Annotated in this window: 24 protein-coding genes; 21 read left to right on the plus strand and 3 right to left on the minus strand. The window is 73.4% G+C overall.

Translation table 11 applies throughout. The features are described 5' to 3' along the window. The first annotated feature begins 19 nt into the window (after positions 1 to 19). Positions 20 to 526, plus strand: coding sequence for a shikimate kinase (locus FJK98_RS10890; protein ID WP_145918918.1), 507 nt, complete (start codon positions 20 to 22; stop codon positions 524 to 526). On the opposite strand, the gene FJK98_RS10895 is transcribed toward FJK98_RS10890, so the two are convergent. After that, on the minus strand, positions 516 to 1,295 hold the full coding sequence (locus FJK98_RS10895) for a cytochrome c oxidase assembly protein (protein WP_145918919.1): 780 nt from the start codon (positions 1,293 to 1,295) through the stop codon (positions 516 to 518). The genes FJK98_RS10890 and FJK98_RS10895 overlap by 11 nt on opposite strands. Beyond that, on the minus strand, positions 1,292 to 1,813 hold the full coding sequence (locus FJK98_RS10900) for a DUF2243 domain-containing protein (protein WP_145918920.1): 522 nt from the start codon (positions 1,811 to 1,813) through the stop codon (positions 1,292 to 1,294). The genes FJK98_RS10895 and FJK98_RS10900 overlap by 4 nt, the downstream gene beginning before the upstream one ends. A gap of 149 nt (positions 1,814 to 1,962) precedes the next feature. Between FJK98_RS10900 and aroB the strand changes: the two genes are divergently transcribed. The 4 genes from aroB to nusB all read left to right on the plus strand — a co-directional run bounded on the left by aroB (position 1,963) and on the right by nusB (position 4,626). Continuing rightward, the gene (gene aroB, locus FJK98_RS10905; RefSeq protein WP_145918921.1) at positions 1,963 to 3,039 is read left to right on the plus strand and encodes a 3-dehydroquinate synthase; all 1,077 of its coding nucleotides are present in this window, start codon (positions 1,963 to 1,965) and stop codon (positions 3,037 to 3,039) included. Continuing rightward, positions 3,036 to 3,494 (plus strand): type II 3-dehydroquinate dehydratase, encoded by a 459-nt coding sequence (gene aroQ / locus FJK98_RS10910; RefSeq protein ID WP_145918922.1) that lies wholly within the window; start codon positions 3,036 to 3,038, stop codon positions 3,492 to 3,494. The genes aroB and aroQ overlap by 4 nt, the downstream gene beginning before the upstream one ends. Before the next feature lie 140 nt (positions 3,495 to 3,634). After that, positions 3,635 to 4,192, plus strand: a complete 558-nt coding sequence (efp, locus tag FJK98_RS10915) for an elongation factor P (protein ID WP_145918923.1) — start codon at positions 3,635 to 3,637, stop codon at positions 4,190 to 4,192. 23 nt (positions 4,193 to 4,215) lie between these two features. Further along, positions 4,216 to 4,626 carry a transcription antitermination factor NusB gene (nusB, locus tag FJK98_RS10920; protein ID WP_194823152.1) on the plus strand — a complete coding sequence of 137 codons (411 nt, stop codon included), beginning with the start codon at positions 4,216 to 4,218 and terminating at the stop codon, positions 4,624 to 4,626. A 94-nt stretch (positions 4,627 to 4,720) separates the two neighbouring features. Here the strand turns inward: nusB and FJK98_RS10925 are convergent, their stop codons facing one another. Then, on the minus strand, positions 4,721 to 5,209 hold the full coding sequence (locus FJK98_RS10925) for a transcriptional regulator (protein WP_013285505.1): 489 nt from the start codon (positions 5,207 to 5,209) through the stop codon (positions 4,721 to 4,723). 287 nt (positions 5,210 to 5,496) lie between these two features. Between FJK98_RS10925 and pyrR the strand changes: the two genes are divergently transcribed. From pyrR to def, 16 genes are all read left to right on the plus strand, one after another. After that, the gene (pyrR, locus tag FJK98_RS10930) at positions 5,497 to 6,078 is read left to right on the plus strand and encodes a bifunctional pyr operon transcriptional regulator/uracil phosphoribosyltransferase PyrR (RefSeq protein ID WP_145918925.1); all 582 of its coding nucleotides are present in this window, start codon (positions 5,497 to 5,499) and stop codon (positions 6,076 to 6,078) included. Positions 6,079 to 6,127: 49 nt separating this feature from the next. After that, positions 6,128 to 7,081, plus strand: a complete 954-nt coding sequence (locus FJK98_RS10935; protein ID WP_145918926.1) for an aspartate carbamoyltransferase catalytic subunit — start codon at positions 6,128 to 6,130, stop codon at positions 7,079 to 7,081. After that, positions 7,078 to 8,409, plus strand: a complete 1,332-nt coding sequence (locus FJK98_RS10940) for a dihydroorotase (protein WP_145918927.1) — start codon at positions 7,078 to 7,080, stop codon at positions 8,407 to 8,409. Before FJK98_RS10935 ends, FJK98_RS10940 begins: the two co-directional genes overlap by 4 nt. 120 nt (positions 8,410 to 8,529) lie before the next feature. Further along, positions 8,530 to 9,741, plus strand: a complete 1,212-nt coding sequence (gene carA, locus FJK98_RS10945; RefSeq protein WP_145922691.1) for a glutamine-hydrolyzing carbamoyl-phosphate synthase small subunit — start codon at positions 8,530 to 8,532, stop codon at positions 9,739 to 9,741. Continuing rightward, a complete protein-coding gene (carB, locus tag FJK98_RS10950) occupies positions 9,734 to 13,129 on the plus strand; it encodes a carbamoyl-phosphate synthase large subunit (protein ID WP_145918928.1) in 3,396 nt (1,131 codons plus the stop codon). The genes carA and carB overlap by 8 nt, the downstream gene beginning before the upstream one ends. Before the next feature lie 136 nt (positions 13,130 to 13,265). Continuing rightward, positions 13,266 to 14,318 carry a quinone-dependent dihydroorotate dehydrogenase gene (locus FJK98_RS10955; RefSeq protein ID WP_145918929.1) on the plus strand — a complete coding sequence of 351 codons (1,053 nt, stop codon included), beginning with the start codon at positions 13,266 to 13,268 and terminating at the stop codon, positions 14,316 to 14,318. 82 nt (positions 14,319 to 14,400) lie between these two features. Next, on the plus strand, positions 14,401 to 15,675 hold the full coding sequence (locus FJK98_RS10960) for an adenosylmethionine--8-amino-7-oxononanoate transaminase (protein ID WP_145918930.1): 1,275 nt from the start codon (positions 14,401 to 14,403) through the stop codon (positions 15,673 to 15,675). 71 nt (positions 15,676 to 15,746) lie between these two features. Then, positions 15,747 to 16,586: an orotidine-5'-phosphate decarboxylase gene (pyrF, locus tag FJK98_RS10965; RefSeq protein WP_145918931.1), complete on the plus strand. Its 840-nt coding sequence runs from the start codon at positions 15,747 to 15,749 to the stop codon at positions 16,584 to 16,586. Between the two features lie 174 nt (positions 16,587 to 16,760). Next, entirely contained in the window at positions 16,761 to 17,078 is a 318-nt protein-coding gene (mihF, locus tag FJK98_RS10970) for an integration host factor, actinobacterial type (protein ID WP_067309448.1), read from the plus strand. Between the two features lie 25 nt (positions 17,079 to 17,103). Next, entirely contained in the window at positions 17,104 to 17,604 is a 501-nt protein-coding gene (locus FJK98_RS10975) for a guanylate kinase (protein WP_145918932.1), read from the plus strand. Positions 17,605 to 17,694: 90 nt separating this feature from the next. Then, on the plus strand, positions 17,695 to 17,958 hold the full coding sequence (gene rpoZ, locus FJK98_RS10980; RefSeq protein WP_007075826.1) for a DNA-directed RNA polymerase subunit omega: 264 nt from the start codon (positions 17,695 to 17,697) through the stop codon (positions 17,956 to 17,958). Positions 17,959 to 17,972: 14 nt separating this feature from the next. After that, positions 17,973 to 19,181: a bifunctional phosphopantothenoylcysteine decarboxylase/phosphopantothenate--cysteine ligase CoaBC gene (coaBC, locus tag FJK98_RS10985; RefSeq protein ID WP_145918933.1), complete on the plus strand. Its 1,209-nt coding sequence runs from the start codon at positions 17,973 to 17,975 to the stop codon at positions 19,179 to 19,181. An 89-nt stretch (positions 19,182 to 19,270) separates the two neighbouring features. Continuing rightward, on the plus strand, positions 19,271 to 20,464 hold the full coding sequence (gene metK / locus FJK98_RS10990; protein ID WP_145918934.1) for a methionine adenosyltransferase: 1,194 nt from the start codon (positions 19,271 to 19,273) through the stop codon (positions 20,462 to 20,464). Further along, positions 20,461 to 22,539 (plus strand): primosomal protein N', encoded by a 2,079-nt coding sequence (locus tag FJK98_RS10995; protein ID WP_145918935.1) that lies wholly within the window; start codon positions 20,461 to 20,463, stop codon positions 22,537 to 22,539. Before metK ends, FJK98_RS10995 begins: the two co-directional genes overlap by 4 nt. A 191-nt stretch (positions 22,540 to 22,730) precedes the next feature. Then, on the plus strand, positions 22,731 to 23,714 hold the full coding sequence (locus FJK98_RS11000) for an AAA family ATPase (protein ID WP_145918936.1): 984 nt from the start codon (positions 22,731 to 22,733) through the stop codon (positions 23,712 to 23,714). A gap of 108 nt (positions 23,715 to 23,822) precedes the next feature. Continuing rightward, a complete protein-coding gene (gene def / locus FJK98_RS11005; RefSeq protein WP_145918937.1) occupies positions 23,823 to 24,383 on the plus strand; it encodes a peptide deformylase in 561 nt (186 codons plus the stop codon). The last annotated feature ends 1 nt before the right edge of the window (position 24,384 follow it).

The following is a 24,384-nucleotide window of genomic DNA, read 5'->3' on the forward strand; positions in this document are numbered from 1 at the left end:
CGAACGAAAGGCCGGTCCGGTGACGAAGCCTGTCTGCGTGCTGGTCGGGGCCCCCGGCTCCGGCAAGAGCACCGTCGGTGCGGAGCTGGCCACCCTGCTCGGGTTGGCGTTCCGGGACACCGACACGGACATCGAGCAGATGGCCGGCAAGCCGATCCCGGAGATCTTCATCGACGAGGGTGAGGCGCATTTCCGGGCGTTGGAGCGGGCCGCGGTGCTGGCGGCGGTGACCTCCCACGCCGGGGTGCTCGCCCTCGGCGGCGGCGCGGTCCTCGCCGAGGAGAACCGGGCCGCGCTGATCGGGCACACGGTGGTGCACCTGTCGGTCGAGTTGACCGACGCGGTGAAGCGGGTCGGGCTCGGTGCCGGCCGGCCGTTGCTGTCGGTCAACCCGCGCGCCACCCTCAAGCACCTGATGGATCAGCGTCGGCCGCTCTACGCGGAGGTCGCGACGGCGACGGTGGTCACCGACGGCCGTGCGCCGGAGGAGATCGCCGCCGAGATCGTCACCCTGCTCAGGCCCTGACCACGTCCACCCGCCGCGTCGGGGCCGCCCGGTTCCGGCGGGGCGCGGGTCGCCAGGTGACCAGCAGGGCCAGGGCGAGCAGGATCTCGGCCAGGTCGCCGACGTAGTACATCAGGGTTGCCGCCGCCCGTAGCTGGGCGGCCGGCGCGGCGGCGTCGACCAGGCCGGCGTACATCAGCTGGGCGAGGGTGGCGTGGGCGGCGACGGACAGGCCCAGCACCACCAGGCGTACCGGCACGGCGGGCCGGTGTGGCCCGGGGTCGGGGCCGGCGATCGCCCAGGTGAAGACGTACCCGCTGACCAGGAAGTGCAGCAGCAGCACCGGGTGCAGGCCGGGATGGGTCAGGGTGGCCCGGTACAGCGGTGTCAGGTGCAGCAGGTAGAGGCCCCCAGCGGTGAGCAGCAACCCGGTGACGGGATGGCTGGCGACCGTAACGGCGGGCCGGCGCAGCAGCCGTAGGGCGGCCCGGCCGGTGCGGGGCGGAACGGTGCGCAGGGCCAGCGTGCCGGGTGCGCCGAGCACCAGCCCGAGCGGCGCGAGCATGCCGACCAGCAGGTGCTGCCACATGTGCCCGACCAGGTCGTGCGCGGGCAGCAGCAGGGCCACCGCGAGCAGCGCGGTGCCCGCGCCGAAGCTGGCGGTCCGCCAGTGGCTCCACCCGGCCCGCCCCGGGTCGCGTCGGCGCAGCGCGGCGGCCAGATAACCCCAGAACACCACCGGCGGTACGAGCAGCAGCAGCCCGATCCCGCCGCCGTGCGCCCCGGTCATCGCCGTGCGGCGCAGGTGTCCACGGCCGTGGCCCGGCGCTGCACCGCCCAGCCGAGGGCCACCAGCGCCGCTCCGAGCAGCAGGAAGCCGACGTCCCAGGCGGTCCGGTGCGGGCCGCCGTGCACGTGGTGGATGCCGAGCAGGTGGTGGTCGACGATCCCCTCGACCAGGTTGAACAGCCCCCACCCGACCAGCGCCCAGCCCCAGAGCTTGCCGGAGCGCCACAGCCGGCCCCGGGAGCGGGTGACCCGGGAGTAGAGCAGGGCCAGCCCGGTGAGCACCGCCACCCAGGTCACCACGTGGAACAGCCCGTCCCACAGGGTGTTCATCTGCAACCCGGGCACGGTGTCCACCGGGTACGCCCTTATTCCGACGTTGTCGCTGCCGGTGCTGCTGAGCATGTGGTGCCACTGGAGCACCTGGTGCAGGACGATGCCGTCGACGAAGCCGCCGAGGCCGACGCCGAGGATGGTGGCCGGGAGCCGGATGTCCGCGCCGTCGATGGTGGTGCTGCCCATGGGGTCCCTCCACGTTCGGGTCGGTCCCGTCCCCGGTGCCCGGGTCCCGTGGGGCTCAACGCCGGCCCGGTCGTCCGGTCACGCCGGGCGGGCCGCCATCAGGTGGACAGTCCCCGTGCCGGGGCGGGGGCTGGACTAGGCTGCCGGCGATGGACGAGGTGACCCGGATTCCGGTCGGCGGCGAGCGGCCGTACGACGTACTGGTCGGGCGGGGCCTGTTGGCCGAGCTGCCCGCGTTGCTGCCCGACGCGACCCGGGCGGCGGTGCTGTACGCGCCGCCCCTGCGGGCGTTGGCCGAGGAGATCGGCGAGCGGTTGGCCGGTGCGGGGATCACCCCGCTGGCGATCGAGGTGCCCGACGCCGAGGCGGGCAAGCGGGTCGAGGTGGCCGCCGACTGCTGGGAGCGGCTCGGCGCGGCCGGCTTCACCCGTACCGATGCGGTGGTCGGGGTGGGCGGCGGCGCGGTGACCGACCTGGCCGGCTTCGTCGCGGCCTGCTGGTTGCGCGGGGTGCGGTGGGTGCCGGTGGCGACCTCGCTGCTCGGCATGGTCGACGCCGCCGTCGGCGGCAAGACCGGGGTGAACACGGCGGCCGGCAAGAACCTGGTGGGGTCCTTCCACCCGCCGGTCGGGGTGCTGGCCGACCTGGGCACGCTGGACAGCCTCCCGCCGGCCGACCTGGCCGCCGGGCTGGCCGAGGTGGTCAAGTGCGGCTTCATCGCCGACCCGGTGATCCTGGACCTGGTCGAGGCGGACCCGACGGCCGCCGTCGACCCGACGGGCCCGGTGGCCCGGGAGCTGATCGAGCGGGCGATCCGGGTGAAGGCCGACGTGGTCTCCGGTGACCTGCGCGAGTCGGGTGTGCGGGAGGTGCTCAACTACGGGCACACGCTGGCGCACGCGATCGAGAAGGTCGAGGGGTACCGCTGGCGGCACGGGCACGCGGTCTCCGTCGGCACCGTCTACGCCGGCACCCTCGCCCGGTTGGCCGGCCGGCTCGACGCGGCGACCGCCGAGCGGCACCGCCGCGTGCTGTCGGCGCTGGACCTGCCGACCAGCTACCCGGCGGACGCCTGGCCGGCCCTGCTGGCGGCGATGCGGGTGGACAAGAAGGCGCGGGGGAGCCGGTTGCGGTTCGTGGTGCTCGACGGGCTGGCCCGCCCGGCGATCCTGGACGGCCCGGACGACGAGCTGCTGCACGCCGCCTACCGGGAGGTGAGCCGGTGACCGGCCCCGACACCCCCCGGGTGTACGTGCTCAACGGGCCGAACCTGGGCCGGCTGGGCACCCGCCAGGTCGACGTGTACGGGGTGACCAGCTACGCCGACCTGGTGACGCTCTGCGTCGAGACGGGCCGCGAGCTGGGGTTGGACGTGGTGGTCCGGCAGACCGACGCGGAACACGAGCTGATCGGCTGGCTGCACGGGGCGGCGGACGAGGGTGCGGCGGTGGTGCTCAACCCGGCGGCCTGGTCGCACTATTCGATCGCGGTCCGCGACGCCTGCGCGTTGCTGCGTGCGCCCCTGGTCGAGGTGCACATCTCCAACATCCACGCCCGGGAGGAGTTCCGGCACCACTCGGTGGTGTCGGCGGTGGCCACCGGGGTGATCTGCGGTCTGGGCGTGGACGGCTACCGGCTCGCGCTGCGGCACCTCGCCTCCCGGCTCGGCGGGGCCGACTGACCGCGCCGTTCGTTACTCTGCGTGACGAGCGGGGTGGCCCGTGGGGGGTCGGCCGGACCCCGGTCGACGGCCCCGCCGCCGATTAGACGCAGCTAGTAGACTTGTCAGGTCTGTCCGCCAATTGATGATCAAGGCAGGAAATGGCATCCACCAACGACCTCAAGAACGGCCTGGTACTCAACCTCGACGGGGAGCTGTGGTCCGTCGTCGAGTTCCAGCACGTCAAGCCCGGTAAGGGTGGGGCGTTCGTCCGCACGACGCTGAAGAACGTGCTGTCCGGCAAGGTCGTCGACAAGACCTTCAACGCGGGCACCAAGGTCGAGACCGCCACCGTCGACAAGCGCACCATGCAGTATCTCTACGCCGACGGTGAGGACTTCGTCTTCATGGATCTGGAGACGTTCGACCAGATCACCGTCCCCGGCGGCACCGTCGGCGAGGCCGCCAACTACCTCCTCCCCGAGGCCGAGGCGACCGTCGCCACCCACGAGGGTGTGCCGCTCTACATCGAGCTGCCCACCAGCGTGGTGCTCCAGGTCACCTACACCGAGCCGGGTCTGCAGGGCGACCGGTCGACCGGCGGCAACAAGCCGGCCACCGTCGAGACCGGCGCGACCGTGCAGGTGCCGCTGTTCATCACCACCGACGAGAAGATCAAGGTCGACACCCGCGACGGCCGTTACCTCGGCCGCGCCTGATGGCCGAGGGCGCCAAGCAGCAGATGCCGGCGCGCCGCAAGGCGCGTAAGCGGGCGCTGGACGTGCTCTTCGAGGCCGACCTGCGGGACCGGCCCCCGGTCGAGGTGCTCGCCGGCTACATCGAGCGGATCGAGAAGCCGCGTCCGGAGCACCTGGACTACGCGATCGGTCTGGTCGAGGGGGTCGCCGGACACCTCGACCGGATCGACGAGGTGATCGCCAGCTACGCCGAGGGCTGGACCCTGGACCGGATGCCGGCGGTCGACCGCAACCTGGCCCGGATCGCCGTCTACGAGCTGCTCTACGTCGACGAGATCGACGACGCGGTGGCGATCAGCGAGGCGGTGGAGCTGGCCCGGCAGATGTCCACCGACGATTCGCCGCGTTTCCTCAACGGCATCCTCGGCCGGATCGCCGAGTACGCCACCCGCTGAGCGTGGCCGTGCGTGGCGCGGGCGGGACCTGCACGCTGTGACGAGAAGGGCCCGTGCCGGACGGCACGGGCCCTTCTCGTTGCGCGACCGCGGATCAGGAGGCGAAGAACGCCCGCGGGTCGGCGACCAGCACACCGTGCTCGGTGAGCCGTTCGATCAGACCGGAGGGCGAGGCGTCGTAGACGATCGCCAGGGCGCGCAGGTCGTCGGCGCGGATGGAGAGCACCCGGCCGTTGTAGTCGCCACGCTGCTGCTGGATGGCGCGGGCGTAGCGGGCGACGTAGGCGAGGTCCTCGGAGGCCTCGTCGTACAGCCGCTCCAGGTCGAGGACGATCTTGCTGGTGGGCTCGTGCCGTACCCCGCTGCCGTCGGGCAACAGCTCCGAGACGGGAACGCGGTAGAAGTCGGCCAGCTCCGCCAGTCGGGACACGGTGACGGCCCGGTCGCCGCGCTCGTACGAGCCGACCACCACCGCCTTCCAGCGTCCGTTCGACTTCTCCTCCACCCCCTGCAGGGACAGGCCCTGCTGCTGGCGGATGGAGCGCAGACGGGCGCCCAGCGACTTGGCGTATTCAGAGGGCATTCGGACACTCCCAGTGCTGTGCTTTGGGGTTCTCCCCGCGATCGCTACGGAGCGTGACGGTACGGGGATTGCGACACGTGGTCAAGTGCTCGTGACATTCCCATCGGAGATAGCGGGTGATTTGTCCGTATTTCACCGTCCTGATCCGGGGATCAGTGGGTCGCGGTGAACGGCCAGGTGACCGCTGGTAACGTGGCCGCCAGCCCCGGTCGGGCCCCCACGACCCGACCGGACACCCCCGACATCCTTTAACGACCCGTCCCGTGAGGCGGGGAAGGAGGTCCGCCGTGGCCTGCCCACCGGCTGCCGACCCGTCGCCCGAGCGGCAACCCTCGGTGAAGGTGATCCTCGCCAGCGCCGACGTCCAGCGCGTCGTCGACCGGATCGCCCACCAGATCCTGGAGAAGACCCAGGGCGCCGCCGACACCGTGCTGCTGGGCATCCCCACCCGGGGCGCCCCGCTGGCCCGGCGGCTCGCCGCCCGGATCAGCACCTTCGAGGACGTCGACGTCCCCGTCGGGGTGCTCGACATCACCCTCTACCGCGACGACCTGCGCCGGCACGCCACCCGCGCGGTCGGCCCGACCCAGCTGCCCCCCGGCGGCATCGACGGCAAGCGGGTCGTCCTCGTCGACGACGTGCTCTTCTCCGGCCGTACCGTCCGGGCCGCCCTGGACGCCCTCAACGACGTCGGCCGGCCCGCCTCGGTGCAGCTCGCCGTGCTGGTCGACCGGGGGCACCGGGAGCTGCCGATCCGCGCCGACTACGTCGGCAAGAACATCCCGACCGCGCTCGCCGAGAGCGTCAAGGTCACCCTCGTCGAGACCGACGGCGCCGACGAGGTACGGCTCTGCGGGGGGACCCGGTGAACCCGACCCGACGCCACCCGGCAGGCCCGAACGAGAGGCGGCCCCGCTCATGATCAGACACCTGCTCTCCGGGGGCGACCTGGACGCCGGCACCGCCACCGAGATCCTCGACACCGCCGCCGAGATGGCCACGGTCGCCGGCCGGGAGGTCAAGAAGCTGCCGGCGCTGCGCGGCCGGACGGTGGTGAACCTGTTCTACGAGGACTCCACCCGGACCCGGATCTCGTTCGAGGCCGCCGCCAAGCGGCTCAGCGCCGACGTGATCAACTTTTCCGCCAAGGGTTCCAGCGTCACCAAGGGCGAGAGCCTGAAGGACACCGCGCTGACCCTCCAGGCGATGGGGGCCGACGCGGTGGTCGTCCGGCACCCCGCCTCCGGGGCCCCGCACCGGCTGGCGAACTGGGTGGACGGCTCGGTGGTCAACGCCGGTGACGGCACCCACGAGCACCCGACGCAGGCGCTGCTCGACGCGTACACCATGCGGGCCCGGCTGGGCCGGCTCGCCGGCCTGCACGTGGCGATCGTCGGTGACGTGCTGCACTCCCGGGTGGCCCGCTCCAACGTGCTGCTGCTGAGCACCCTCGGCGCCAAGGTCACCCTGGTCGGCCCGCCGACGCTGATCCCGGTCGACTGGGCCGCCCGCGCGGGCGTCGGGTCCGCGGCGACCGACGCCGACCCCGGCACCGACGTCTGCTACGACCTCGACGCGGTGCTGCCCGGGGTGGACGTGGTGATGATGCTGCGGGTGCAGCGGGAACGGATGAACGACTCCTACTTCCCCTCGGCCCGCGAGTACGCCCGCCGCTACGGGCTGGACGGCCCACGCCTGCGCCGGCTGCCCGAGCACGCGATCGTCATGCACCCCGGGCCGATGAACCGGGGGATGGAGATCACCCCCGAGGTCGCCGACTCGCCCCGCTCCACCATCGTCGAACAGGTCGCCAACGGGGTCTCCGTGCGGATGGCCGTGCTCTACCTGCTGCTCGGAGGGAACAACCGGTGACCGCGTACCTGATCAAGAACGTGAGCGTCGTCGGCGGCGCGCCGACCGACCTGCTGATCCGCGACGGCGTCGTGGCCGAGACCGGCTCCGGGCTGGACGCGCCGGACGCCGCCGTCGTCGACGGCACCGGGCTGGTCGCCCTGCCCGGCCTGGTCGACCTGCACACCCACCTGCGGGAGCCCGGCCGGGAGGACGCCGAGACCGTGGAGTCCGGCTCCCGGGCGGCGGCGCTCGGCGGCTACACCGCGGTCTGCGCGATGGCGAACACCTCGCCGGTCGCCGACACCGCCGGCGTGGTCGAGCAGGTGTGGCGGCTCGGCCGGCAGGCCGGGCTGGTCGACGTGCAGCCGATCGGCGCGGTCACCGTCGGCCTGGCCGGCGAGCGGCTCGCCGAACTGGGCGCGATGGCCGACTCGCCGGCCCGGGTGCGGATCTTCTCCGACGACGGGCACTGCGTCGCCGACCCCAAGCTGATGCGCCGGGCCCTGGAGTACGTCAAGGCGTTCGACGGGATCATCGCCCAGCACGCGGAGGAGCCCCGGCTCACCGAGGGCGCGCAGATGCACGAGGGTGAGGTCTCCACCCGGCTCGGGCTGACCGGCTGGCCGGCCGTCGCCGAGGAGGCGATCATCGCCCGGGACGTGCTGCTCGCCGAGCACGTCGGCAGCCGGCTGCACGTCTGCCACGTCTCCACCGCCGGCAGCGTCGAGGTGCTGCGCCAGGCCAAGGCGCGTGGGGTACGGGTCACCGCCGAGGTCACCCCGCACCACCTGCTGCTCACCGACGAGGTGGTGGCCGGGCGCGGCGCGCTGGCCAGCCCCGGGCTCGGGGCCGACTGGAGCCCGACGGCCAGCTACGACCCGGTGTTCAAGGTCAACCCGCCGCTGCGCACCGGCACCGACGTCGCCGCGCTGCGGGCCGCGCTCGCCGAGGGCGTCATCGACGTCGTCGCCACCGACCACGCCCCGCACGCCGTGGAGGACAAGGAGTGCGAGTGGGCGTACGCCCGGCCGGGCATGCTCGGCCTGGAGACGGCGCTGTCCATCGCCCTCGACGTGCTCGGCCCCCGGTGGGACCTGATCGCCGACCGGATGTCGCGGACCCCGGCCCGGATCGCCGGCCTCGACGGTCACGGCCTCGACCCGGCGCCCGGGGTGCCGGCGAACCTGACCCTGGTCGACCCGGCCGCCCGTCGGGTGGTCGAGCCCGCGGAACTGGCCAGCCGCAGTCGCAACACCCCGTACGCCCGCATGACGCTGCCGGGTCGCATCGTGGCGACCTTCCTGCGCGGCGAGCCGACGGTCCTGGACGGAAAGGCTGTCAAGTGATTCGAGCGAGGAACGTAGCGAAGCGGAGTCCCGCAGTCCGGATCGGAGTGGGCGCGTGATTCGAGCGAGGAACGTAGCGAAGCGGAGTCCCGCAGTCCGGATCGGAGGGCAGGGCCGGTGATTCGAGCGACGAACAAGCGTAGGTCCGCGATCCTCGTGCTGGAGGACGGGCGCACCTTCCACGGTGAGTCGTACGGCAGTGTCGGGGAGACCTTCGGCGAGGCGGTCTTCAACACCGGCATGACCGGCTACCAGGAGACCCTGACCGACCCGTCCTACCACCGGCAGGTGGTGGTGCAGACCGCCCCGCACATCGGCAACACCGGGGTGAACACCGAGGACGACGAGTCCGACCGGATCTGGGTCGCCGGGTACGTGGTCCGTGACCCGGCCCGGATCGGCTCCAACTGGCGGGCCACCGGCGGGCTGGAGGACCGGCTCGGCGTGGAGGGCGTGGTCGGCATCGCCGGGGTGGACACCCGGGCGCTCACCCGGCACCTGCGTGAGCGTGGCGCGATGCGGGTCGGCATCTCCAGCGTCGAGGACGACCCGCGCGCCCTGCTGGAACGGGTGCGGGAGTCCCCGCAGATGGTCGGCGCGGACCTGTCCGCCGAGGTGAGCACCGCCGCGCCGTACGTGGTCGAGGCGGAGGGCGAGCACCGGTACACCGTCGCCGCGCTGGACCTGGGCATCAAGCGCAACGTGCCGCGGCGGCTGGCCGCCCGGGGGGTCACCACCCACGTGCTGCCCGCCGGGTCCACCATCGACGACCTGCTGGCCACCGGCGCGGACGCGGTCTTCTTCTCGCCCGGCCCGGGTGACCCGGCGACCGCCGACGGGCCGGTGGCGCTGGCCCGGGAGGTGCTCAGCCGGCGGATTCCGCTGTTCGGCATCTGCTTCGGCAGTCAGATCCTCGGCCGGGCGCTCGGGTTCGGCACCTACAAGCTGGGCTACGGCCACCGGGGCATCAACCAGCCGGTGCTCGACCGGGCCACCGGCAAGGTCGAGGTGACCAGCCACAACCACGGTTTCGCGGTGGCCTGGCCGGGCCACGGCGACGGGCCGGCCGGCGCGGTCGTCCCCGACCAGGTCATCGACACCGAGTTCGGCGGCGTGCGGGTGTCGCACGTCTGCCTCAACGACAACGTCGTCGAGGGGCTGCGGGCCGTGGACGTGCCCGCCTTCACCGTCCAGTACCACCCGGAGGCGGCAGCCGGCCCGCACGACGCCGACTACCTCTTCGACCGTTTCGCCGAGCTGATCGAGGGCCGTGGCCCGGACGGGCAGCCCGGCGCGGGCCGGAACCACAGCGAGGGGCGCACGAATGCCTAAGCGCGACGATCTCAAGCACATCCTGGTGATCGGCTCCGGGCCGATCGTGATCGGGCAGGCCTGCGAGTTCGACTACTCGGGCACCCAGGCCTGCCGGGTGCTGCGCAGCGAGGGGATCCGGGTCAGCCTGGTCAACTCCAACCCGGCGACCATCATGACCGACCCGGAGTTCGCCGACGCCACCTACGTCGAGCCGATCACCCCGGAGTTCGTCGAGCTGGTCATCGCGAAGGAGCGGCCGGACGCGCTGCTGCCCACCCTGGGCGGGCAGACCGCGTTGAACACGGCGGTCGCCCTGCACGCCGCCGGGGTGCTCGACAAGTACGGCGTCGAGCTGATCGGCGCGAACATCGAGGCGATCAACCGGGGTGAGGACCGCCAGCTGTTCAAGGAGATCGTCGCGAAGGCCGGCGTACGGCTGGGGCTGCCCGACCCGGACGCGCTGGTGCCCCGCTCGCGGGTCTGCCACTCGATGGACGAGGTCCGCGCGACGGTCGCCGAGCTGGGCCTGCCGGTGGTGATCCGGCCGTCGTTCACGATGGGCGGCCTGGGTTCCGGCATGGCGCACACCGACGAGGACCTGGACCGCATCGCCGGGGCCGGCCTGGCCGCCAGCCCGGTGCACGAGGTGCTCATCGAGGAGAGCGTGCTCGGCTGGAAGGAGTACGAGCTCGAACTGATGCGCGACCGGCACGACAACGTGGTGGTGGTCTGCTCGATCGAGAACGTCGACCCGATGGGCGTGCACACCGGCGACAGCGTCACCGCCGCCCCGGCGATGACGCTCACCGACCGGGAGTACCAGAACCTGCGGGACCTGGGCATCGCGGTGCTGCGCGAGGTCGGGGTGGACACCGGTGGCTGCAACATCCAGTTCGCGGTGAACCCGGCCGACGGCCGGATCGTGGTGATCGAGATGAACCCCCGGGTGTCCCGGTCGTCGGCGTTGGCGTCGAAGGCCACCGGCTTCCCGATCGCCAAGATCGCCGCGAAGCTGGCGATCGGCTACACCCTCGACGAGATCCCCAACGACATCACGCGCAAGACGCCGGCCGCGTTCGAGCCGACGCTGGACTACGTGGTGGTGAAGATCCCCCGGTTCGCGTTCGAGAAGTTCCCCGGCGCCGACCCGGAGCTGACCACCACGATGAAGTCGGTAGGCGAGGCGATGAGCCTGGGCCGGAACTTCACCGAGGCGCTCAACAAGGCGATGCGGTCGATGGAGACGTCGGCGGCGGGGTTCTGGACCCGGCCGGACCCGCAGGACGCGACGAGGGAGAACACCCTCGCCGCGCTGGGGATGCCGCACGACGGCCGGCTCTACACCGTCGAGCGGGCGCTGCGGCTGGGCGCGTCGGTCGCCGAGGTGTCGGCGGCCTCCGGCGGGATCGACCCGTGGTTCCTGGACCAGATCGCCGGCCTGGTCGAGTTGCGGGCCGAGATCGTGGCCGCCCCGGTGCTCGACGCCGGGCTGCTGCGCCGGGCCAAGCGCGCCGGGCTGTCCGACCGGCAGCTCGCCGCGCTGCGCCCGGAACTGGCCGCCGAGGACGGGGTACGCACCCTGCGGCACCGGCTCGACGTGCGGCCGGTCTACAAGACGGTGGACACCTGCGCCGCCGAGTTCGAGGCGACCACCCCGTACCACTACTCGACGTACGACGAGGAGACCGAGGTCGCCGCGTCGGACCGGCCCAAGGTGCTGATCCTGGGGTCCGGGCCGAACCGGATCGGCCAGGGCATCGAGTTCGACTACTCCTGCGTGCACGCCGTCCAGGCGTTGCGGGCCGCCCCGCGCGGCACGGCGGGCGCGGTCGCGGCGGACGCGGCCGGTTCCGTCGGCTACGAGACCGTGATGGTCAACTGCAACCCGGAGACCGTCTCCACCGACTACGACACCGCCGACCGGCTCTACTTCGAGCCGCTGACCTTCGAGGACGTGCTGGAGGTCTGGCACGCCGAGGACTCGTCCGGCCGGGCGGCCGGCGGCCCCGGCGTGGTCGGGGTGATCGTGCAGCTCGGCGGGCAGACCCCGCTGGGGCTGGCGCAGCGGCTCAAGGACGCCGGCGTGCCGGTGGTGGGCACCTCCCCGGAGTCGATCCACCTGGCCGAGGAGCGCGGCGCGTTCGGGGCGCTGCTGGCCCGCGCCGGCCTGCGTGCCCCGGCGCACGGCACGGCCACCTCGTACGACGAGGCGAAGGCGATCGCCGACGAGATCGGCTACCCGGTGCTGGTGCGCCCGTCGTACGTGCTCGGCGGGCGGGGCATGGAGATCGTCTACGACGACGCCACGCTGCGCGACTACATCGGGCGGGCCACCGACATCTCCCCGGACCACCCGGTGCTGGTCGACCGGTTCCTCGACGACGCCATCGAGATCGACGTGGACGCGCTCTGCGACGCCGACGGCGAGGTCTACCTCGGTGGGGTGATGGAGCACATCGAGGAGGCCGGCATCCATTCCGGCGACTCGTCGTGCGTGCTGCCGCCGATCACGCTGGCCGGCTCGCACCTGACCGAGGTGCGCCGCTACACCGAGGCGATCGCCCGGGGCGTGGGGGTGCGCGGGCTGCTCAACGTCCAGTACGCCCTCAAGGACGACATGCTCTACGTGCTGGAGGCGAACCCGAGGGCGTCCCGGACTGTCCCGTTCGTCTCGAAGGCCACCGCCGTGCCGCTGGCCAAGGCGGCGGCCCGGATCGCCCTCGGCGCGACCATCGCCGAGCTGCGCGCCGAGGGGCTGCTCCCGGCGACCGGCGACGGTGGCGAGCTGCCGCCGGACGCCCCGATCGCGGTGAAGGAGGCGGTGCTGCCGTTCAAGCGGTTCCGCACCCCGGCCGGCAAGGGCGTCGACTCGCTGCTCGGCCCGGAGATGAAGTCCACCGGCGAGGTGATGGGCATCGACACCAGCTTCGGCCACGCGTTCGCCAAGAGCCAGTCCGCCGCGTACGGGTCGCTGCCGACCACCGGGAAGATCTTCGTCTCGGTGGCGAACCGGGACAAGCGGGCCATGATCTTCCCGATCAAGCGGCTGGCCGACCTGGGCTTCGCGATCGTCGCCACCACGGGTACCGCCGAGCTGCTGCGCCGGCACGGCATCGCCTGTGAGCAGATCCGCAAGCACTACCAGAGCGGCGAGGGCGCGGACGCGGTGTCGATGATCCTCGCCGGGGACGTGGCGCTGGTGGTGAACACCCCGCAGGGGTCGGGCGCGAGCGCCCGCTCGGACGGGTACGAGATCCGCAGCGCCGCCGTGACGGCCGACATCCCGTGCATCACCACGGTGCCGGGGGTGGCGGCGGCGGTGATGGGCATCGAGGCCCGTATCCGGGGCGACATGCGGGTGCGTCCCCTCCAGGAGCTCCACGCCGCCCTCCGGGCCGCCCAGTGACCCGGCCCGCGCCGCCCCCTGCCGTGCGTCCGCTGCCCGCCCCGCGTTCGGTGATCAAGAGGTTTCGGTCAGCGAACGGCGGGTGCGGTGACGCGAACCTCTTGATCACCGACGAGAGCGTCGGCCGGGAGGGAACGTGATGTTCGAGCGCGGCGTACGGCGGGCGCTGTTCCGGATCGGGGGCGGCGACGCGGAGGCGGCGCACGACTGGACGCTGCGGCGGTTGGCGACCCTGTCCCGGCGGCCGGCGGCGCTGGCGCTGCTGCGGGCCCGCAACCTGCACCGGGCGCCCCGGACGGTGTTCGGGGTGCGGTTCCCCAACCCGGTGGGCCTGGCGGCGGGGATGGACAAGAACGGGGTGGCCCTGCCGGCCTGGCCGGCGCTCGGGTTCGGCTTCGTCGAGGTGGGCACGGTCACCGCGCACGCCCAGCCGGGCAACCCCCGGCCCCGGCTGTTCCGGCTGCCCGACAGCGCCGCCGTGATCAACCGGATGGGCTTCAACAACGCCGGGGCGCAGGCGCTGGCCGACCGGCTGGCCGCCGCGCCCCGCCCGCTGGGGGTGCCGCTGGGCATCTCGCTGGGCAAGTCCAAGGTGACCCCGCTGGAGGACGCGGTCGAGGACTACCTCACCTCCTACCGGGCGTTGCGCGGGTACGGCGACTACTTCGCGGTCAACGTCTCCTCGCCGAACACCCCGGGGCTGCGCTCGTTGCAGGACCGGGCGCACCTGGACGCCCTGCTGGCCGCGCTGGTGGGGGAGAAGCCGGTGCTGGTGAAGATCGCCCCGGACCTCACCGAGCCGGCCGTGGCGGAGCTGCTGGAGGTGTGCCTGGCCCGGGGCGCGGCCGGCGTGATCGCCACCAACACCACGCTCGCCCGGGACGGGCTCGCCCCCGCCGACCGGGACCGGGGCGTCGAGACCGGTGGCCTGTCCGGCCGTCCGCTGACCGGGCGGGCCCGGGAGATGGTCGCGTTCGTGCACCGGGAGACCGGGGGCCGGCTCCCGGTGATCGGGGTCGGCGGCATCCTCGACCCGGACGACGCGGCCCGGATGTTCGACGCGGGGGCCAGCCTGGTCCAGCTCTACACCGGGTTCATCTACCGGGGCCCGGCCCTGGTGCGGGCCGCCGCCCGGGTCCCGGCCGGGGCCGGGGTCCCGGCGGGTGACCGGGCGGTGGGCGGCCGGTGAGCCGGCGGGCACGTCCGGGGTTCCGGTCGTGCCCGCCCGTCCGCCCCGCCGCCGCCACCGACGAGGGTACGGAGGAGCACGCGTGACGCCCGAGGAGATCCTGACCGTCGACCGGGCCCGCGTCTGGCACCCGTACGCGGCGCTGCCGCCGGCCCACCCGCCGTACGTGGTGCACAGCGCGCAGGGCGTCCGGCTGCGGTTGGCCGACGGCCGGGAACTGGTCGACGGGATGTCGTCGTGGTGGGCGGCGATCCACGGGTACCGGCATCCGGCGCTGGACGCGGCCGTCACCGACCAGCTCGGCCGGATGAGTCACGTGATGTTCGGCGGGCTCACCCACGAGCCGGCGGTCCGGCTGGCCGAGACGCTCGTCGAGCTGGCCCCGCCGGGGTTGGCGCACGTCTTCCTGGCCGACTCGGGCTCGGTGTCGGTCGAGGTGGCGATCAAGATGTGCCTGCAGTACCAGCGGGCCACCGGCCGGCCGCGGCGTCGCCGGCTGGGCACCTGGCGGGGCGGCTACCACGGCGACACGTTCCACCCGATGAGCGTCTGTGACCCGGAGGGTGGTATGCACCACCTCTGGGGTGACGTGCTGCCCCGGCAGGTCTTCGCGCCGGTGCCGCCCGGCGGCTTCGCCGACCCGCCCGACCCGGCGTACGTGACGGCGTTGACCGACGCGGTCGCCCGGCACGCCGACGAGTTGGCGGCGGTGATCGTCGAGCCGGTGGTGCAGGGGGCCGGCGGGATGCGGTTCCACCACCCCGGGTACCTGCGGGTGCTGCGCGAGGTGACCCGGGCGCACGGGGTGCTGCTGATCTTCGACGAGATCGCCACCGGGTTCGGCCGGACCGGGTCGATGTTCGCCGCCGGGCACGCCGGGGTGACCCCGGACGTGCTCTGCGTGGGCAAGGCGCTCACCGGTGGCTACCTCACCCTGGCGGCCGCGTTGTGCACGCCGGAGGTGGCCCGGGGCATCTCCGGCGACGGGGTGCTGGCCCACGGGCCGACGTTCATGGGTAACCCGTTGGCCTGTGCCGTCGCCAACGCCTCCCTGGGGCTGCTGCGGGCCGGCGACTGGGCGGCCGAGGTGGCGCGGGTGGGTGCGGGGCTGCGGGCCGGTCTGGAGCCGTTGCGGGGCGCGCCGGGGGTGGCGGACGTCCGGGTGCTGGGCGCGATCGGCGTGGTGCAGCTGGACCACGAGGTGGACCTGGCGGCGGCGACGGCCGCCGCGGTGGACCGGGGCGTGTGGCTGCGCCCCTTCCGCGACCTGGTGTACACGATGCCGCCGTACGTGACGGGGGACGACGACGTGGCCCGGATCGTGGCCGGGATCGCCGCCGCCGTCGCGGCCGGTTGAGCACCGGGGGCGGAGCCGGGGCGACGACCGTCGCCCCGTGGCAGCGGAGCACGAGACGAGAGGAGCAACGGATGGAGACCTTCGGAACCCGTCTGCACCGGGCGGTGGCGGAACGCGGGCCGCTCTGTGTGGGCATCGACCCGCATCCGGGTCTGCTGGCCCGCTGGGGCCTTGAGGACGACGTCGACGGTCTGGAACGGTTCGTCCGGACCGTCGCGGAAGCGCTCGGTGACCGGGTTGCGGTGTTCAAGCCTCAGTCGGCCTTCTTCGAGCGATTCGGGAGCCGCGGGGTGGCGATTCTTGAGTCAACTATCCGACAGTTACGTGATGTTGGCGCGCTCGTTCTCCTCGACGCCAAGCGCGGCGACATCGGTTCGACCGTCGCCGCGTACGCTTCCGCGTACCTTGATCCATCCAGCCCGATGTATGTCGACGCGCTCACGGCGAGCCCCTACCTGGGAGTAGGTTCGCTGGCCCCGATGTTCGAGACGGCGGCCGCGCACGGCGGCGGAGTCTTCGTGTTAGCGCTCACCTCGAACCCCGAGGGGGCGGACGTGCAGCGTGCCGTCACCTCCGGTGGGCGTACCGTCGCACAGCTTGTTATCGATGAGATTTCCCAGCTCAACAGGGGTGCTGAGCCGCTGGGCAGCATCGGATTGGTGGTCGGCGCGACCATCGGCGACACCGGTCACGACCTGTCCCGGGTCAATGGCCCACTGCTCGCTCCGGGCCTCGGCGCGCAGGGTGCGACGGCTGCCGATCTACCCACCGTGTTCGGTTCGAGCCTGTCCGCAGTGTTGCCGTCGTACTCCCGGGAGGTGCTCAACGCGGGTCCCGACGCCGACGCGTTGCGGGCCGCCGCGGCCCGGGTGGCGGCCGACTGCCGGCACATTCTGGCTGCCGGACACTGACTGACGGCTCGGTCACTTTACGTTGATCATCGCGCGTCCACGTTGCCGAAAACTCCGTCGAACGCTAGTTTTCCCCGCGCTGGGAACCACGGACCCCTTTGGTTGCCAGCGACACCACGTTTCACAGAGCGGCGGTGCGTTCCGCCCGTCGCGATAGGGACCTGAGGAGAACTGGTGCCGCTCCCGTCACTGACCCCCGAGCAGCGCGCTGCCGCGCTGGAAAAGGCCGCGGAGATCCGCAAGGCCCGTGCTGAGCTGAAGGAGCAGCTCAAGCAGGGCAAGACCACCCTGGCCGCCGTCCTTGCGCGAGCCGAGTCCGACGACGTCGTCGGCAAGCTCAAGGTGTCGGCCGTGCTGCAGGCGATGCCGGGTATCGGCAAGATCCGGGCCACCCAGATCATGGAGAAGCTCAAGATCGCCGACAGTCGCCGCCTGCGTGGCCTGGGCGAGCAGCAGCGCAAGGCGCTGCTTGGAGAGTTCGCCGCCAACTGACCGCCGCAGCAGGTACAAACAAGCGGTGAGCACGGATGAGGAGGCGTGCCCGGCGGCACGGCTCACCGTCCTGACCGGACCTTCGGGTGCGGGCCGGGGCGGTGTGGTCGAGGCGGTCCGGGCGCGTTCTCCCGCCGTGTGGGTGCCGGTCCCGGTGACCACCCGGGCGCCTCGCACCGGCGAGTCCGACGGCGTCGACCGGCTCTTCCGGGAGCCGGCCGAGTTCGACCGGATGATCGCCGCGGGCGAGCTGCTGGAGTGGTCCCGGGCCGGGCCGTACCGCCGGGGCACGCCGCGCGCCCCGCTGATCGGGCGCCTGACGCGGGGCCGGCCGGTGCTGCTGCCGCTGGACCCGCCCGGGGCGCTCGTCGTCCACGCGGCCCTGCCGCAGAGCCGGCTGGTGCTGCTGCTGCCGCCCGGACACCACCCGGACCCGGCTCTGGTGGCCGTCGCCGCGCGCGCCGTCCACCACGACCGCACCGAGCGCGCCGCCGCTGAGCTGGTAGGCTTGCTCGGTTCGTCCTAATCTGGCTCCCGCCCGGCCACCCAGTGTGGTCGAGCGACCGGCCGCCCCGCGCGGCCGGGCGACCAGCCACTTCAGAGGCAGAGGTATTTCGTGGGATCCATCGCCAACCCCGAGGGCATCACCAACCCGCCGATCGACGAGCTGCTCGAGAAGACCACCTCGAAGTACGCGCTGGTGATCTTCGCCGCCAAGCGGGCGCGTCAGGTCAACGCCTACTACAGCCAGCTCGGCGAGGGCCTGCTCGAGTACGTCGGCCCGCTCGTGGAGACCACCCCGCAGGAGAAGCCGCTCTCCATCGCCATGCGCGAGATCAACGCGGGCCTGCTCACCGCCGAGCCGACCGACCAGCCGTAACCCCCGTACCCCCGATGTCCGCCGAGATCGTGCTCGGAGTCGGCGGTGGCATCGCCGCCTACAAGGCGTGCGAGCTGCTGCGGCTGTTCACGGAGTCGGGCCACCGGGTCCGGGTCGTGCCGACCGCGTCGGCGCTCCGCTTCGTCGGGGCGCCGACCTGGGCGGCGCTGTCCGGCCAGCCGGTCGCCGACGACGTCTGGTCCGCGGTGCACGAGGTGCCCCACGTGCGGCTCGGCCAGCAGGCCGACCTGGTGGTGGTCGCGCCGGCCACGGCCGACCTGCTCGCCCGTGCCGCCCACGGCCTCGCCGACGACCTGCTCACCAACACCCTGCTCACCGCCCGGTGTCCGGTGGTGCTCGCCCCGGCGATGCACACCGAGATGTGGGAGCACCCGGCCACCGTCGCCAACGTGGCCACCCTGCGGGCCCGGGGGGTGCGGGTGATCGAGCCCGCCGTCGGCCGGCTCACCGGCGCCGACAGCGGCAAGGGTCGGCTACCCGACCCGGCCGAGATCTTCGCCGTCGCCCGCCGGGCCCTCGCCCGGGGCGTCGACGCCCCCGCCGATCTGGCCGGCCGGCACCTGGTGGTCACCGCCGGCGGCACCCGGGAACCCCTCGACCCGGTCCGGTTCCTCGGCAACCGGTCCTCCGGCAAGCAGGGCTACGCGTTCGCCCGCGCCGCCGTCGCCCGGGGCGCCCGGGTCACCCTGATCGCCGCCAACGTCTCGCTGCCCGATCCGGCCGGGGTCGACCTCGTCCGGGTGGGCACCACCGAGGAGTTGCGCACCGCGACCCTGGCTGCCGCCGCCGATGCCGACGCGGTGGTGATGGCGGCGGCACCGTCGGACTTCCGACCGGCGACCTATGCGACCGGCAAGATCAAGAAGTCGGACGACGGCAGCGCGCCGACCATCGCGCTGGTCACCAACCCGGACATCGCCGCCGAGCTGGGCCGTCGCCGTCGACCGGAGCAGGTGCTCGTGGTGTTCGCCGCCGAGACCGGCGACGCCGAGGCCAACGGCCGCGCCAAACTCGCCCGCAAACGCGCCGACCTCGTCGTCGTCAACGAGGTCGGCGTCGACAAGGTCTTCGGCGCCGAGACCAACGCGGCCACCGTCATCGGTGCCGACGGCAGCGTGCACCACCTGCCCGAGCAGGCCAAGGAGGACCTGGCCGACCGGGTCTGGGACCTCGTGCGCGACCGGTGGCCCGCCCGGTCCTGAACGGTGGATGGCGACTCGCCCGGTCGTGAGCGGTACGCGAGGGTGACTAGACTGCTGCGGAACGATTATCTAAAGAGCTTAGGAGTGCCGTGACACGCCGCCTCTTCACGTCCGAATCGGTCACGGAAGGCCACCCGGACAAGATCGCCGACCAGATCAGCGACGGGATCCTCGACGCCCTGCTCACCCAGGACCCGCACAGCCGGGTGGCGGTCGAGACACTGATCACCACCGGTCAGGTCCACGTCGCCGGCGAGGTGACCACCAAGGCGTACGCCGACATCCCGACCATCGTCCGCGAGACGATCCTCGGCATCGGCTACGACTCGTCGAAGAAGGGCTTCGACGGCGCTTCCTGTGGCGTCAGCGTCTCCATCGGCGCGCAGTCGCCGGACATCGCCCAGGGCGTCGACAACGCCTTCGAGTTGCGGACCGGGGCGTCGGAGAGCGCGCTGGACGCGCAGGGCGCCGGCGACCAGGGCATGATGTTCGGCTTCGCCTGCTCCGAGACGCCCGAGCTGATGCCGCTGCCGATCGCCCTGGCGCACCGGCTGGCCCAGCGGCTGTCCGCGGTGCGTAAGGACGGCACCATCCCGTACCTGCGGCCCGACGGCAAGACCCAGGTCACCATCGAGTACGAGGGGCTGCGCCCGGTGCGGCTGAACACCGTCGTGGTGTCCAGCCAGCACGCCGCCGACATCTCCCTGGACTCGCTGCTCACCCCGGACGTGCGGGACCACGTCATCGCCCCGGAGCTGGAGAACCTGGGTCTGGACACCGATGGCTACCGGCTGCTGGTGAACCCGACCGGCCGGTTCGAGATCGGTGGCCCGATGGGCGACGCCGGCCTGACCGGCCGGAAGATCATCGTCGACACCTACGGCGGGTACGCCCGGCACGGCGGCGGCGCGTTCTCCGGCAAGGACCCGTCCAAGGTGGACCGTTCGGCGGCGTACGCGATGCGCTGGGTGGCGAAGAACGTGGTCGCCGCCGGCCTCGCCGAGCGTTGCGAGGCGCAGGTCGCGTACGCGATCGGCAAGGCCCACCCGGTGAGCCTGTTCATCGAGACCTTCGGCACCGAGACGGTGCCGGTGGTCGCGATCGAGAAGGCCGTCGGTGAGGTCTTCGACCTGCGTCCGGCCGCGATCATCCGGGACCTCAACCTGCTGCGCCCGATCTACCGGCAGACCGCCGCCTACGGCCACTTCGGCCGGGAGCTGCCGGAGCTGGCCTGGGAGAACACCGACCGGGCCGCCGACCTGAAGTCGGTAGCGGGCGCCTGACCGGTACCACGCCCAGCGACCGGCGACCCGCTGACGGGTCGCCGGTCGCTCGGGTTTGTGTCGACGTCGCGCTGCCGCACCTCGACCGTCCCTTCGACTACCTGGTCCCCGCCGGCCTGGCCGACGACGCGGTCCCCGGGGTACGGGTCAAGGTCCGCTTCGCCGGTCAACTGGTCGACGGGTGGCTGCTGGAGCGGGTCGACAGCTCCACGCACGACGGCAGGCTGGCCTACCTGGAGAAGGTGGTCTCGCCGGAGCCGGTGCTCGCCCCCGAGGTGGCCCGGCTGGCCCGCGCGGTCGCCGACCGGTACGCCGGCAACCTCGCCGACGTGCTCCGGCTGGCCGTGCCGCCCCGGCACGCCCGGGTGGAGAAGGAACCCCGGGCCGACCCCGCGCCGGCCGTCACCGACCCGGCCGGCGACGGCCCGACGCCGCCCCCCGGGGACGGCCCCGCCCCGCGCGCCGGGGACGGCCTGGACCCGCCCGGTGCGGCCGGCGTCGCTCCGCCCGGCGTTGCCGGCGTCGACCCGCGTGGCTGGCGGGACTATCCGGCCGGCCCGGCGTTGCTGACGGCGCTGGCCGACGGGCGGGCCCCCCGGGCGGTCTGGTCGGCGCTGGCCGGGGAGGACTGGGCGGCCCGCTACGCCGACGCGGTCGCCGCCACCCTCGCCGGGGGGCGGGGCGCGGTCGTGGTGGTGGCCGACGCCCGGGACCTCGACCGGCTCGACGCGGCGCTGACCGCCCTGCTCGGCCCGGGACGGCACGTGACCCTCTCCGCCGCGCTCGGCCCGGCCCGCCGCTACCGGGCCTTCCTGGCCGCCCGGCGGGGTGACGTGCCGGTGGTGATCGGCACCCGGGCCGCCATGTTCGCCCCCGTCGACCGGCTCGGTCTGGTGGCGATCTGGGACGACGGGGACGACCTGCACGCCGAGCCCCGGGCCCCCTACCCGCACGCGCGGGAGGTGCTGCTCACCCGGGCCCGGCTCGCCGACGCCGCCGCGCTGGTCGGCGGCTGGACCCGGACCGCCGAGGGACAGCTGCTGGTGGAGACCGGGTGGGCCCGCGAGGTGGTGGCGGACCGGGCGACCCTGCGGGCGCGTACCCCGGCGATCGCCCCGACCGGGGACGACCCGCAACTTGCCCGCGACCCGGGCGCGGCGACGGCCCGGCTGCCCAGCCTGGCCTGGACCACCGCCCGGGACACCCTGCGCGCGGACGCGCCGGTGCTGGTCCAGGTGCCCCGCCGGGGCTACCTGCCCTCGGTCTCCTGCGCGGACTGCCGGACCCCGGCCCGCTGCCCGTACTGCGCGGGCCCGCTGGCGCTGCGTGCCGCCGACGCCCCGCCGGCCTGCCGCTGGTGCGGCCGGGTCACCGCCGCGTACGCCTGCCCGCAGTGCGGCGGGCGGCGGCTGCGGGCGGCCGTGACCGGGGCCCGCCGGACCGCCGAGGAACTGGGCCGGGCGTTTCCCGGCGTGCCGGTGCGCACCTCGGGCCGCGACGAGGTGCTCGCCGCCGTGCCGGGCGGCGCCGCGCTGGTCATCGCCACCCCGGGCGCCGAACCGGTGGCCGACGGCGGGTACGGGGCGGTCCTGCTGCTGGACTCCTGGGCCCTGCTCACCCGGGCCGACCTGCGGGCCGGTGAGGAGGCGCTGCGGCGGTGGCTGTCCGCGGCGGCGCTGGCCCGCCCCGCCCCGGCCGGCGGGAAGGTGGTGGTGGTCGCCGACGGTGCCCTGGCCCCCGTGCAGGCGCTGCTGCGCTGGGACCCGGGCTGGTTCGCCGCCCGGGAGCTGGCCGAGCGGCGGGAGTTGGGCTTCCCGCCGGCGGTGAAGATGGCCAGCGTCACCGGCGGCGCGGACGCGGTGGCCGATCTGCTGGCGCAGACGCGGCTGCCGGACGGGGCGGAGGTGCTCGGCCCGGTCCCCGCCGACGAGGACCGGGAACGGATGCTGGTCCGGGTGCCCCGGTCCCGGGCCGCCGCGTTGGCCGGGGCGTTACACACCGCCGCCGGGGTCCGCAGCGCCCGGCGGGCCGCCGAACCGGTCCGTCTCCAGGTCGACCCGCTCAGCCTGTTCTGAGTCGCCGGTCAGTTCCGTCGGGTGCCCGGCCAGCCCGCCGTCGTACCCCTGGTCCGCCGGACGGCGGGCGTACGCGTGATAGCATCGCCCGTCATGCCCGGGCGCACGAATGGCGCGACGAAGGCGGGAACGCGTCGGGTCGACGCCAGATCGATGATGTCAATCAGCCGGTGAGCAGGGGTGGACCAGTCGTGACCGTTCGTCAGTCGATCGTCTTCAACGGTGACCTCGGCAGCGGCAAGAGCACCGTCTCCGTCGAGATCGCCAAGCGGCTGGGCCTGCGCCGGGTCAGCGTCGGTGACCTCTACCGGCAGATGGCCCAGGAGCGCCAGATGACCGCGCTCCAGCTCAACCTGCACGCCGAGCTGGACCAGGCCGTCGACGGCTACGTCGACCAGCTCCAGCGGGACATCGCCGCCTCCGGCGAGTCGCTGGTGATGGACTCCCGGCTGGCCTGGCACTTCTTCACCGACGCGCTCAAGGTGCACATGATCACCGAGCCGGCCGAGGCGGCCCGCCGGGTGCTGCTGCGCCCCTCCGGGCCGGCCGAGAGCTACACCTCGCTGGCCGAGGCGGAGGCCAAACTGCGCGAACGCAGCGACAGCGAGCGCAACCGGTTCATCCTCCGCTACGGCGTCGACAAGGCCCGGCTGCGCAACTACGACCTGGTCTGCGACACCACCCGGGCCTCCGCCGAGGAGGTCATCACGCACATCGTCGACGCGTACGAGGGCCGGCTCGCCGCCGACGTGCTGCGCGACGCCCCCCCGCTGCTGCTGCTCGACCCGGCCCGGGTCTACCCGACCGAGGACGTCGCCACCCTGCGCGGGCTCGACGGGTCCGGGCTCGTCGGGGAGCTGGCGGCGGCCGGCGATGAGGCCCTCGCCCCGCTGCGGATCGGCTTCACCGGCGAGTACTTCTTCGTCGTCGACGGGCACCGCCGGCTCAGCGCCGCCCTGCGCAACGGCTTCCCGCTGGTGCCCGCGCAGCTCGTCGCCGAGATGGACGAACCGGTCGTGGGGCAGACGAGCGCCGTCGACTACTTCGCCGCCCACGTGCGCCCCAGCCTCGTGCACGACTGGGAGGCCGCCCACGGCACCCGGCTCCCGCTGCCCGCGCACGCCCTGCTCGGCGGGGACGCGGTGCTGGCCGGCGAACCGGGCGCCGCCGGCTGACCCGGCCGTACCCCCGATCACCACCCGTCGCGGTACGCCGGCCGGTGCCGCCGCCGGACTCCGTAGACTGGTACGGCACCACGCCGTCCAACGAAGGAGCCACCCCGCGTGACCGTCCAGCCCATCCGTCTGTTCGGGGACCCGGTGCTGCGCACGCCGGCCGATCCGGTCGTCGACTTCGACGTCGAGCTGCGTAGGCTCATCGCCGACCTCACCGACACGATGCGTGACCGCAGCGGTGCCGGGCTCGCCGCCCCCCAGCTCGGCGTGGGCCTGCGGGTCTTCACCTTCGAGGTGGACGACGTGCTCGGCCACCTGGTCAACCCGGTGCTGGAGTTCCCCGACACCGAGGAGCAGGACGGCCCGGAGGGCTGTCTGTCGATCCCCGGGCTCTACTTCGACACCAAGCGCCGGCAGAACGTGATCGCCAAGGGCTTCAACGGCTACGGCGACCCGTTGCAGATCGTCGGCACCGGGCTGATGGCCCGCTGCGTCCAGCACGAGACCGACCACCTCGACGGGGTGCTCTTCCTCGACCGGCTGGACCCGGCCGGGCGCAAGGAGGCGATGAAGGCGATCCGCCAGGCCGACTGGTACGACGAGGCCGCCCCGCCGACGGTCAAGGTCAGCCCGCACGCCGCCGGCAGCCCCTTCGGCCTGGGCCGGTGAC

The sequence above is a fragment of the Micromonospora sp. HM134 genome, from assembly GCF_007833915.1.
GTDB classification, from domain to species: domain Bacteria; phylum Actinomycetota; class Actinomycetes; order Mycobacteriales; family Micromonosporaceae; genus Micromonospora; species Micromonospora wenchangensis.